Source organism: Neptunomonas sp., from assembly GCF_016744175.1.
Taxonomy (GTDB): domain Bacteria; phylum Pseudomonadota; class Gammaproteobacteria; order Pseudomonadales; family Balneatricaceae; genus Neptunomonas.
On record NZ_JADGEV010000037.1, the window covers coordinates 1 to 12,112 of the forward strand.

Sequence of the window (12,112 nt, forward strand, 5' to 3'; positions counted from 1 at the left end):
CAAGAAAAATAAACTACCCAACACGAACCACCTCTCTTCTGATGATTTCTGGGTTCTTACACAGGTGAACCAATACAAACCATTTAGGTAAAACGCACAGGCAATCTGAAAAAGCAGAAATATACTGCATAAACGTTCATAAAATAGAGCCTAATTATAAACAGGAAGATAAAAGCACTTATTGTCCGCTTATGGTACGTTTAGCTAAAACGAATGATTTTGTTTTGCTTAGAAGCAGTCAGGCTGCTTACTCAGTGAATCTACAGCACAGTTCAGACGTGTAAGCGAACCAATCCTTATGTTATACACACCGAAAATTTCGGGGGGTATTTTAAAATGAGAGAGAATTTCAACTTTCAAAGGCTTCGACAGTTTTCATGATAGTAAAATGGCAAAAGCGCTGTTTAAACATCGTCAGAAATAACTTCATGTCATCCTCCGCTGTTTTGTCGTCATACTAGGGATATATACGATAGGGCTATAGTGGCTCATCGATGATAAATGCTTTAGGTCTATTCCGAAAAAATGCTCATATACTCAATGATATCTTCTATCTTACATTTTGTAACAGCAAAGCTTATCCAAATTTTCGTTGTAGTGTTATAACCTGTAGGACTTTACGTTTTTGACAAGGTCGTTCTATGTATACCGGCCTTATCTGCGGCTTCTTTAAAGTTAATAAATACCCTGACTTTGTTGACGAGTGCTGTAGCACTCAATGTTGGCCTTTATTGGATTTACCATCGTTCGGACTAATGACGGAAATGAGTAGTAAAAGTTGAGGAAAGTGCGAATAAACATGAAATTTAGGTTGGGCATGACCTTACATGCTACTGGTAGCTGATAGTTCTCTGACAGTTGTTGTCGGTGTTATATGCTTGTAAGAACTTGAGTAAAAGGAAGTTGAGTCGAATGAATAAAATTGCAGTGTTTGGCAAGCCAGGTGGTGGAAAATCAACCTTAAGTCTGAAGCTATCTGTTGCTAAAGATATTCAACTTTGTCCATTAGATTTAATTGAGTACAAACAAAATGGTGAACGTGTTTCACTTGATGAGTATTCAAAGATGCACACTGAGTTGATATGTTCTGATAAATGGATAATTGAAGGCCTCGGTACAATTGAATCCTTCTGGCAGCGTATAGATGCCGCGGATACACTTATTTATGTCGATTTACCTTATCATGTCCATTATTGGTGGGTGACTAAGAGATTACTTAAAAGCTTATTTGTAAAGCCCGAAGGCTGGCCTGAAGGTTGCTCCGTGTTAAAAGGGACGTTAGCAAGCTGGAAGTACCTCCGTTTGTCACCAAAGTTTTGGAACAATGAGTTATTTGAAAAGATTCAGCTTAGAGCTAACGGAAAAGAAATATTTAGAATTACATCAATTAAAGATATTAATAATTTTGTAAAGTAGCTGTGTGGTATTTGCATAAAACAAATCAATTAAAAAGGAGAAATGGAGTTGGTTTTTGCTCCTTCGTCGCTCATTTTAATCAGCTACCATTTACCTCTTGGTGAAGCGTTATTGTAAAAACAGGTGGAAACTCCATGAAAGAAATCACACGAATTAATCATGTTGGACTTCGGATCAGGGATTTAGATATCTCTAGAAAATTTTATGAGCAGTTAGGCTTTAAATTCATTGCAGGCCCGATAGGTCCAGAACCTGCTGCTATCGTAGAACATCCGTCAGGCATAAATATCAATTTTATTCTCAACGCATCTGATGACTCCCCTAAGGATAATATTCTAATGAAGCAGGATATAAAATATCCTGGCTATACACATATAGCGATAGAAATAACTGACGCAGAGGTAGTGTCTAAGAAAATTGAAGATCTGGGAATAACAATAACCGAACGTGTAGAGATTAACGGTGCAAAATTCTTTTTTATCAGGGATCCAGATGACAACGTCATAGAGCTTCATCAGCCCGCAGTCAGTTAACAAGACCGGTAAGGGGGGCGCAGTGAAGCTGCGCCCTTGCTAGTAGTGCTGATATGATTAGGTGTAATCATCGGTATCACCATTTTTGTAGGCAATACGTAGTAAATGGGAGATCAGTGAGTGTGACTTTCTTCTAGATTTACCATTTACCCGTAAATAATATTGGTCTGGAAGCTTCTTGCTAACAGCTGTCCTCCGTGCCCCCAAATTTCTGCTTGTGAAGAGCTGAGGCCATTTTCTCCGAAGTTTACTTTAGAGAGGTAACCTAGGTGGTCAGCAGGTAGTATTTCATGTGTGGCGTTGGGAAAGTGTATGCTCCAGCTCAGTGTGGAAAGGGGCTTGAAACCTTCGTAGTAAGGTGAAGCGCTGGGGGGCCAAGAGTCAATCATGCAGATTAGATGAGAGTTTGTTATTTTTTGAGGCGACTCTTTAAACCCCATCCATCCACCCACTTCTGGAACTTCATGACCGGAGAAAGGTATCCCTTTCGTTGCAACATGATTATCAAAATGTTGGAAGAATGTCGGTAAATGATCACCTTGTAAGGGAGTAGAGTTCTCCTTTTCCTTCAGTAGAGGAGGGGTGAATGTCTCAATCAGTATGTCGGACTGAAGTGGTAAAACATAGTCTGCCCGTGCAGTAGCTCTAACTTTTCCTTCTTGAATTATTCTGGCCGACTTTATGGTGACAGTTTTTCCGTCTGCTAGAGTTTCGACCTGAATATCAAAGGGTTTAAGTGCCTCCAAAGGCCTTACAAAGCCGATTTCAAAGTTTCTAAGTTTGCGGGCTGGATCTGTTCCTTTAACTGTAGCTTCGCATAAAATTGCGGCTGTCAGACCACCAAACGTAGTTCTTCCCTGTGCCCATGTTTGAGGGATCAGAGTTTCTTGTTCCTGTCGAACAGAGCTTAACAGTTCATCTAGACTCATTGAGTTACCTTTATAAGCTCGCTTACAATTTACTTGCAAGCGAGTTAAATAATTAAATAAAACTACAAACTAAAGCTTTGCGAGTAAAGTTCTCAGGGTCTGTAGCTCCTGATTGGAAAGATTTAGAGTGTACGCTTGGTTTGCTTCGTCCAACCTTTGCTGCAATTTCTCTGTGATCTCTTTCCCTGCTGTCGTTAGTATGATTTGAACAGCTCGCCTGTCTTCGAGGTCTGTGACCCGTCGAATAAAGTTGGATTTCTCAAGGCGATCGAGTACTCCGGTCATCGTGGCGCTATCTAACTGCACACGCTGCCCCAGCTGTACGGAGCTTATTTGGTCTTCTTCAAAAAGAGCATTGAGAACCAACCCCTGAACGCCAGTTATTCCGAATTCAGAAACGCTCTGCTTCCAAAATTTGCTAGCTCTTCGGGCTGTGCTGGTAAGAGAGAAAAATATACATTCATCAACATTCACTAGGTAGCTTTCCTGCAATATACTTGTGCACGAGCATATTGTGTTGATGCCATTGAGTCAACAAACGACATGTAGAGCGGTAGAGACAATTTAATATGAGTTAGGAGTTTATGTTTTAGTCAGAATATTTTACATCAACCATTATCGGTACTTTAAAGCCATTGTTAACCTGTTATTTTATAATTGCTTTCCCTAAAGCGGCGTATTTATTGCTTTTCTATATTTGGACCTTCGAACTAATTTCTGGTTTTAGACAATGAATCTAGAGTAAGGGGAGAATATTATGAAGCGTATTAAACTCACTACTATCACAAGTATATTAGTCTTGTTTTATAGCGGTATAGTTGCAGCCACGCCAATCTACTGGACGGACTGGACAGGCACAGATCAAGACTTAGGTGCAGGTTTTGAGGGGCAGGGGACAATCACTACTTCAACCAGTGCCGTGGGTGTTACTTACACCAATGCGAATGGTATCGGTTTCTATCAATCTTCAGGGGGGACTGATTATTATCAAAACGCAAGGGCAGGACGTGATGACACGATATCACCTTTCACAAGCAATATCGTTGACAACAGCCCTACTGGTACTGACATCGTTGCATTAAGTCGGGCTGGAAATCAAACTCTGGCATTTTCAGAAGCAATCGCCAATCCGGTTTTCGCTTTCGTTAGCTTAAATGGCAATGGTTATTCTTTTCTTAATCAGGACTTCAACATTTTAAGCGTGGGCGGTGTAGATGGTAATGCATGTGGCTATTGGGGTTGCGGTGGGGTTACTAAGAATATTATAGATATTGGTGGTGGCGACTTTCGCTATGAATTAAATAGTTCGAATATAGGGGGAAGCGAGCCTCATGGCGTCATTCAATTCACTGGAGCGTTCGATACACTGGCTTGGGACAGCGCCTCTAATGAGTATTGGAATGGCTTTACTGTTGGTGTGCAAGGTACAGCGGTCGAAATTTTTCCAGTAGATCCAAACAGTGTTCCTGAACCTGGATCAATTATATTATTCGGCTTAGGGTTAGTTACGCTTGCTACACGGTTCCGAAATAAATCCTGATGTTGTGCTCGATATATATTCATTTTTATTGTTGATAACGAGAATGATTTGCATTACCATTGTCTTGCTCGTGAGTTGCTACTAAACGCCTACCTCACTCGGTGTTTTGTTTAAGGAGGATGGGGCGGGTTGGGCTGCCCCTTCTTTCAGCATCTGTCGAATTAAGTTATAGCTTTTGTCTGATGCAGGCATAGGCGTTAACTGAACGGTTCTTGTCATAAAATGTTTAGCCGGGTTTAACCCGGCTTTTTTTCGTCTGTCATTATCCACTTAATCTGCTGCTCACTTCGGTAATATGCATTGGGAGTATTATTGAGGCATTATGTCTGCTTATGGCAAAGAATTTAACGGTTAACAAAAGGAATTGACGTGTGAGTCATCTATTAAGCTCTTTTAGAATGCAGCTGCTGGCTAGCGCTGTTATAGCGATCCTTGCGATATCTAGCGCACATGCATCGACTCAATATTTAGCGACGACTGATGTCACGTCCTCAAATGGCTTCGAAGTTAAAGCAGGAACTGTCGTTAACGTCTTGGGGGTTAACGATGTATCGAATCAAATAGCGGCGAGCGGACGTTTGCTCACTTTTCAGGTTGGAAATAAGATCTATACGGCAGATGCTGGTCTTTTTGAGCAGGTTAAAGACGACGCTAACATCGGCACAACTGCATTGAGTTTCGAGCCTGTTGGCAACTCCAGTCGTTTGTGCACAACCTTGTATGATAGAGACCAAGGATATTATCTTAGTCCTATTACTGAGAATCTTGACAGTTATTTTCGTGTCACAGCTGGTGGGCAGCCGGTCTCGTATTCGATTAAAACTCCCACCCTTAAAATTGATAAAAATGCTCACAACTTTGCGACCTTGCGCAGTAACGAAACGAGTTTGTGTTTTGAAGGGCTTGATTACTCAACGTCATACAAGCTAAGTGTATTGCCAGGCTTGAAGATGAAAGCCTGTAGCGCCGCTAACTGTCAGAGCTATAGTCTCGACCGACCTGTGTCAGTATGGGGTAGTACTCGTGACCGAGCGTCGGCTGTTGAGCTATCAACAGGAAAAACCATCTTACCTATTGATCAAAAAGCGAAAATTCGAGTAACAGTAACCAACATTAAATCGCTTAATATCGAAGTGTTCAAGGTTGATCTACGAAGCCTGACAAATGCTCGCAGCTTGTTCAAAACCCTCGATGGCTATGATCTCAGAAACATTAAGTCGCAGTATGCAGTATCTGTTGGGCAATATTCACTTCCCGTCAGTACTGAGAAGAATAAGGCTGAACCCGTTAATATTGACCTCTCTAACCTCATTCCAAGAGACGGGACAGGCATCTACGTTGCGGTGTTCAACTCAGCAGAGCTAAACTTAAATGAATACGATTCGTACCCAACCCAGTGGTTGATTCGCTCGAATGTATCCGTTTCTAGCTATCACGGACTCAATACGACAGAGGTCTTGCTGACGACGTTTGATCAACTCAAAGAGGTTGCTGGCGCGCAGGTACAGGTAATAGCAACCAACAACCGTGTATTGTTTGATGGCGCCTCGGATGCGGCGGGCCGTGTTTCAATACCAAATGAACTCCTTCGAGGAGAGGGTGGTCACGCGCCACGATTCCTTCTCGCTCAAAATAAAGCAGAAGGTATCGCTCTGCTTGAATTTAATGTTGAGGGTGGAGACCTCAATACAGGAACGCAGGGAGTTGAGAAAAGTGATAACCGAGATATCTACCTAACGACAGATCGCGAGCTTTATCGAGGCGGCGATTCTATCCGATACCTCATAATTGGCCGTGATGAGACACTCAGTCCGCTTAGTAATACTGATTTAAAAGTCGAGTTGATAGATCCGTCGCAAAAGGTAATTAGCAATGACGTAATCACTGCTGATCAGTTTGGGCTTGGTGCTCATGAGATTAGCCTTAATGCTTCTGCGCGCTTGGGGCGCTATGTGTTAAAAGTCTCTGCTATGGATGATATCGTACTGGCACAACGGGTTATTCAGGTTGAGGACTTTGTTCCACTGACGATTAAAACAACGCTTGTAGTTCCGGAACAATGGATCCCAGATGAAGCCCAGAGTTATGTCCTGTCAGCTGAATACTTTTCTGGTGGCGCTGCAGCCAAGCTTAAAGCTGAGGTTGTTTCGTCGCTGAAGAGATCAGACACGCATCAGGATCCAAAATGGTCTGGCTATCAGTTCGGAGCCGCTTCTGTACCGTCAACACAATACCTAAATTCCTCTGATGTTCTATCACTTGATAGCGAAGGCATATACCGAGGAAGCCTAACCGTATCTCAGTCGCTCCTGACTGAAAGTGGCCTCTACACACTGTTGCTCAAAGGCTCTACGTTTGATGTTGGTGGTCGCCCTAATATCTCAACACAAATGAGTATGATCGATCACGAGCAGGCATACCTTGGCATTAGTTCACAGTTTGAAGGTACGCTGCAAGAAGGGCAGAACCCGCTTTTTAAGTTAACCAACATTAACCGTAGCGGTGATGAGCTGCCTATAAATGTTGTCAAGTATGAGTTGCACGAAGTGGGTTACAGCTTTGATTGGTTTTATGATAACGGATGGCGTTTTCGGAAGAAGCGCGAGAGTGATAGCGTCCTGAGCGCAGGTACAACTAAGCATAATACACTAGAGATATCGACACATCTGCAATGGGGTAACTATGAACTAGTCGCGATCAATGAAGGTGGCTTTAAGACTGTCGTGCCTTTCACTGTGGGCTGGTATGGAGGTGCTCCTATTACGGAGCCGAGCCAGTTAGCTATTTCATTTCAAAAAACAACCGATGATCAACTGGCTGTGAAGTTGGATGCGCCGTTCGCGGGCACCCTCCGTATCATGACGGCTACCGCTGATATCAACAGTTATAAGACTCGGACAGTAACCGAGGGGGATAATACATTCACGCTACCTCTAGATGAAATCAGTGAGCCGGGTTTCCATGTTCTTGCCACACTCGTTCGTCCCATTGCTCGCGGTACGGAGCACCTGCCGCAAATCGCGGTTGGTAGCGGCTGGGTTCCCATGCTATCAGCTGATCGGCGCCTCACGTTACAGATTGCCGCTAAAGAAAAGCAGCACTCGGATGAGCCCATCCACGTTCGAATCAAGGTTGACCGTTTGATCGCAAAAGGGAAGATTTTTTTAGTGGATGAGGGCATTCATGTTATCACTGGGTTCAAGAACAGTGACCCCCGTGAGCATTTCTTTGGTCCACGTAAACTCTCGATTGGCTTCCTGTCTAACTTTGGTCAGTTAGTTGAACAGGATGATTCGCTTAAAGCCGTTGGCGTAGGTGGTGATGAAGGTACCAGCACGGAAAATGTTGCTAAGTCGGAGTTTTTCAAAACTGTCGCTGCGGCATCCCCGCTATTAGATACCGAAAATGGAATCTTGGAGTACACCTTTCCTGAGCCTGCGTTCGAAGGCCAGCTTAGAGTTGTTGTGATGGTTGTGGACGAGCGAGGTGTTGGCTTTGAAGAGGCATCAATCACTGTTCAGGATCCTGTCAGCATGGATGTGTCACTGCCACGTTTTGTGGGGGCTGGTGATCAGTTGTCAGGGAAGCTCGCGCTGAGGTTCAACGAATCAGTGGGTCAGTTAAATCTTAAACAAACGATTGGCCAAAATTCGACAACGACAACTCTGGCAGGCAAAGCGAGTGGTGTCCCTGTGCAGCAAAATCTTAATTTGAAAAATCTACAAACGGGCAAGGTTCCTGTGAACGTGTCACTAGACTATCAAGATACTCAGATTGCACGTGACTTCTCTATCGTTGTGCGTGATTCTTCGTATCCACTGACGCAGATGCAGTCAATGAAGCTTGAAAAAACAGGAGGGTCTGGTAATCGTTTTGATATTGATCCACTGAATTTAAGCGCGTTTGGAAATCCAGAAAACGCTAAAGTAATATGGTCTCTTTCGCCTTTGCCAGGGGCTTCCATGAGCCATATCGTTGCATCATTGGACCGTTACCCATATGGGTGTATCGAGCAAACGTCCAGTGGAACGCGAGGTATGCTTGCAGTGGCTGAGTTCCAGGGCAAGCAGGTAAGCGATTCGGTTAGAAAAAAGATTAACCACGGCGTGGATCGCATACTTGCAAAGCAGAAATCCAACGGTGCTTTTGGTTACTGGGATCGCAATGGCCGTATCGAGTCGCGTTATTTGGCGTATGCCACCGATACGCTCATTCAGGCTTTACGCTTTTCCGACAATAAAAAGGTGGTTAAGGATAGCATTGCTCAGGCATTGCAGTTCCTTGATAGACAGTATTTTGATGATGTATGGACTGCATTGTATTCGTACGGAGTATTGGCCAAATCGGGGTATGAAGTCACTAGTCGTGCTCGTTATGCCATTGATGAACAGCTTAAAATAGCAGTGAAAAATGCCGATTCAACGGGCGAACGATTGGACCTTCTTGCTGCCGGCTACTGGCTGGCGGTGATGATACATGATGATAATCGCGCAGTAGACATCGCTGAGTCGATCGATGTTTTGCTCAAATCCACTGAGAGACTTTCTCGATCAGGTCGATTTGCACCCTCGGGAGATTGGTTCAGTCCAACACTGCCGGATGGGAACTCTTCTACATGGTCTGGCTGGCGAGTGGAGTCAGGTATCATGCTAGCGGCGCTTCCTAAGGCTAACCGTCTTCCCGCCATCAATGAGCTTATTTCCTACGCGATGTTACAACTGACAACCCATGCTTATCGCTCAACATTCGACAATGCAAACTTGGCAGCATTACTGGCTGCCAAAGTTGGCGAACTCGACCAGCTTAACGTTCAGATCAGTGGAAAACAGGCGGATTCGTCAGAGCCACTGAGCATTGATTTGGCAAAGTCTGGCTTCGTATTTTCACACTCAGGTGATACCGATCTGTTTTTTAACGCCGAGATTGTCGGGCGTCGGCAAACTGTTACGGCTGTTGATAACGGTTTTCGTGTGAATAAGTTTTGGTTTGATAAAAATGGTCAGGTCATCAGTAATAACTCAGGCCCATTGGAGGTAAAAAAGGGGGATGTGCTAACTGTGGTGGTGACGTTTGAAGCCTCTAACACGCTTGGCAGTGGCAGCTTAATGCTGACAGATCTGCTTCCATCAGGATTCGAGATCGAATCAACACCGGGGTTTTTTCCAGAATTTTTAGATAAACCGTTGATACTGAGTGATTCAATAAAGCTGAATAAAAATCAAATAGGCAGCCCTGTCTGGACGCAGTCGATGGATGATCGTTTTACAGCGAACTACACAGACTACTGGAGGAAACATCGAAAAACGTTAGTTTACTATCAGGTTCGCGCGACCTATACGGGTAATATGCAGCTGCCAGATGCCCACGTTGAATTAATGTATCGCCCTGAAATTAACGGCCGAAGCACTTCAGGTCGAGGGCAGATCAGCGCCAAGTGAATAGGGGACGTATATCACTTTTGATAGCGGCAATGGTTGTGATGGTGGCCATTGGTCTTACTGCTTATATCAGTAGGCCTTTGCCCCCGTCGCGACTTGATTTGCTATCGCATGTTATTAAGGACGCATCTGGCGATATTCTCGCGACGCGTATCAGCAATGATGGCTTCTGGCGAGAAAAGGTCTCTCTGAATGAGATTGACTCTAAGCTGACAGATACACTTCTCGCTTATGAGGATAAACGATTCTGGTCTCATGTTGGTGTTGATCCTTTGGCTATCGTGCGTGCTGTTATAGATGCGCTTATCTCGGGACACATTACCTCGGGAGCCTCCACCATTACGATGCAAACAGCACGCTTGATGTATCCAGAACTCGGCGGGAAAACCATACGCGCAAAGATTCATCAAATGCTGATGGCTCTGCGGCTTGAGTTTCATTGGTCAAAGAAAGACATATTGGAAGCGTATTTCACTCTCGCGCCCTACGGTGGCAATATTGAAGGAATCACCGCAGGTACGCGCGCTTGGCTGGGGCGCCCCCCCAAACACCTGACCTATCGAGAAGCCGCGTTCTTTGTTGCGTTGCCTCAATCACCTGAGCGTCGTCGACCTGATCGTCATCTTCAGGCCGCAGAGGATGCCGCTTCACGCGTGCTTGCTTTTGTGGCAGAGCGATTGGGATTTTCGAAGGAACAACTTAACGAGTACCAATCTGAGCCGACCCCAATACGCAAGTTGCAATGGAAATTGGGTGATGTGCACTTGATAGATCGTTTATCGTCACCGGGCGGAGGCTCACTCGTCACTACCTTAAACGGTGACTGGCAATCTCTGGTGCGAGCGACTCTGAAGAAGCACATTAACTACGTTGGTTTGCCGTACAATGCTGCCGCGATGGTGGTTGAGCGAAAGACAGGGCGTATACAAGCTTATGTAGCCTCAACCGACTATCAAAATAAAATACGAAAAGGCGCAAATAATTATCTCACCGCGGTTCGTAGTCCTGGTTCCACATTAAAACCTCTTATATATGGCATGGCGTTGGAGCGGGGGTTGCTGAGTGTCTCTTCAGTAATGAAGGACACCAAGATACAAGTTGATAGCTATGCACCTACCAATTTTGATGACGGGTTTCATGGTGCAGTCAGCTTGAAAGACGCTCTAGTCCAGTCATTGAATATTCCCGCCATTAATACTCTTGAAACGTTGGGGCCAGCACATGTTACGTCAGCTATTAATGCGTATTTACAGCTTCCGTCTGGACAGGCTAATGACCCCGGACTCTCGCTTGCTGTGGGCGGTCTATACCTCACAGCTGAGCAGCTGAGCCGATTATATTTAGGGATGGTTGATCACCCTTCTCCTGACCTGCATTTTATGCGACCTGATGAGGCTAGCATGCGCTCACCACTGATCAGTCAAAAGGCATCGAATATGCTTATGTGGCTTCTATCACAAGTGAATATTTCGGGTGAGAGATATATCGTGAAAACGGGGACATCCAATGAACGGCGCGATGTATGGTCAGTGCATATCTTAAAAGACCACATCATAGTTGTGTGGCTGGGTGCACCTGATAACCAAGCAAGCCAACACATTACCGGTGCTCGTGTGGCTACTCCGATTGGTTTTGAGATTGCTGAGGTACTATCCCTAAAGCCGCCCATCGTTGTACCGATCGATAGTTCAGATTCATCTACTCGAGTAACGGTTAAGCCGGCGTGCGAGCGCTTAATTGAATACCCGGAAGATAATGAATGGATCATTTCATCATCCACTACAGTGACTATCGGAAGTCGGTTTGACAATCTAATCTGGTACCTAAATGGTAAGCAGGTTGTCCCAGTCAATGGCAGCATTCGCTTAGAGCATTTTGGAGTAAATACACTGAGTGCTCGCCGCGGCAAGTGTACTACATCGACTAATATCTTCGTCCAGCGCTTAACTAAGTAGTTTCAATTCATGTCCTCGTATGTAGCCTCAACTATTATTGATAATGCACTCATATGTATCAGATTTTTTTTTGTCATTGTGGGCATAGAAGATGCGTTATACAGAAAAATCTAATAATTTTATATAACAGTGTTTTCAAGAAAATATGCTTTAATTAATAAGGAGTATCGCATATTGACTATGTGGCTAAGCTTCTCGAGTCAAGCGTAAGGAACGCAATCTCGGCCGTTTACGCTAGGAGGCGCATGTTATATGAAAATAACAGTATACCTAAGATTCAAGGCGGTAAGCTGGCTTTTCA

At 44.4% G+C, this 12,112-nt stretch carries 8 protein-coding genes; 5 read left to right on the forward strand and 3 right to left on the reverse strand.

What is annotated here, in order from left to right; all coding sequences use genetic code 11:
• The first annotated feature begins 912 nt into the window (after window positions 1-912).
• Both QZZ55_RS14960 and QZZ55_RS14965 read left to right on the forward strand, forming a co-directional pair.
• On the forward strand, window positions 913-1,416 hold the full coding sequence (locus tag QZZ55_RS14960) for an adenylate kinase (protein WP_293268182.1): 504 nt from the start codon (window positions 913-915) through the stop codon (window positions 1,414-1,416).
• A gap of 134 nt (window positions 1,417-1,550) precedes the next feature.
• Entirely contained in the window at window positions 1,551-1,949 is a 399-nt protein-coding gene (locus tag QZZ55_RS14965) for a VOC family protein (RefSeq protein ID WP_293268184.1), read from the forward strand.
• 146 nt (window positions 1,950-2,095) lie between these two features.
• Here QZZ55_RS14965 and QZZ55_RS14970 read toward each other — a convergent pair whose 3' ends face one another.
• Window positions 2,096-2,878 carry a thioesterase family protein gene (locus tag QZZ55_RS14970; protein WP_293268185.1) on the reverse strand — a complete coding sequence of 261 codons (783 nt, stop codon included), beginning with the start codon at window positions 2,876-2,878 and terminating at the stop codon, window positions 2,096-2,098.
• A 69-nt stretch (window positions 2,879-2,947) separates the two neighbouring features.
• Window positions 2,948-3,352 carry a MarR family transcriptional regulator gene (locus QZZ55_RS14975; protein ID WP_293268186.1) on the reverse strand — a complete coding sequence of 135 codons (405 nt, stop codon included), beginning with the start codon at window positions 3,350-3,352 and terminating at the stop codon, window positions 2,948-2,950.
• A 283-nt stretch (window positions 3,353-3,635) separates the two neighbouring features.
• On the opposite strand from QZZ55_RS14975, the gene QZZ55_RS14980 reads away from it, so the two are divergent.
• Complete coding sequence (locus tag QZZ55_RS14980) at window positions 3,636-4,418, forward strand: PEP-CTERM sorting domain-containing protein (RefSeq protein WP_293268187.1); 783 nt, start codon at window positions 3,636-3,638, stop codon at window positions 4,416-4,418.
• An 81-nt stretch (window positions 4,419-4,499) separates the two neighbouring features.
• Here the strand turns inward: QZZ55_RS14980 and QZZ55_RS14985 are convergent, their stop codons facing one another.
• A complete protein-coding gene (locus QZZ55_RS14985; protein ID WP_293268189.1) occupies window positions 4,500-4,637 on the reverse strand; it encodes a hypothetical protein in 138 nt (45 codons plus the stop codon).
• 152 nt (window positions 4,638-4,789) lie between these two features.
• Here QZZ55_RS14985 and QZZ55_RS14990 point away from each other — a divergent pair, with 152 nt between their 5' ends.
• Both QZZ55_RS14990 and pbpC read left to right on the forward strand, forming a co-directional pair.
• Window positions 4,790-9,856 (forward strand): MG2 domain-containing protein, encoded by a 5,067-nt coding sequence (locus tag QZZ55_RS14990; RefSeq protein WP_293268190.1) that lies wholly within the window; start codon window positions 4,790-4,792, stop codon window positions 9,854-9,856.
• Window positions 9,853-11,811, forward strand: coding sequence for a penicillin-binding protein 1C (gene pbpC, locus QZZ55_RS14995; protein ID WP_293268191.1), 1,959 nt, complete (start codon window positions 9,853-9,855; stop codon window positions 11,809-11,811). The genes QZZ55_RS14990 and pbpC overlap by 4 nt, the downstream gene beginning before the upstream one ends.
• The last annotated feature ends 301 nt before the right edge of the window (window positions 11,812-12,112 follow it).

Bases quoted from the DNA above. Each gene is read 5' to 3' on its own strand.
- QZZ55_RS14980 (WP_293268187.1), top strand. From the start codon at position 3,636: ATGAAGCGTATTAAACTCACTACTATCACAAGTATATTAGTCTTGTTT.
- QZZ55_RS14960 (WP_293268182.1), top strand. From the start codon at position 913: ATGAATAAAATTGCAGTGTTTGGCAAGCCAGGTGGTGGAAAATCAACC.
- QZZ55_RS14965 (WP_293268184.1), top strand. From the start codon at position 1,551: ATGAAAGAAATCACACGAATTAATCATGTTGGACTTCGGATCAGGGAT.
- QZZ55_RS14970 (WP_293268185.1), bottom strand. From the start codon at position 2,878: ATGAGTCTAGATGAACTGTTAAGCTCTGTTCGACAGGAACAAGAAACT.
- QZZ55_RS14985 (WP_293268189.1), bottom strand. From the start codon at position 4,637: ATGACAAGAACCGTTCAGTTAACGCCTATGCCTGCATCAGACAAAAGC.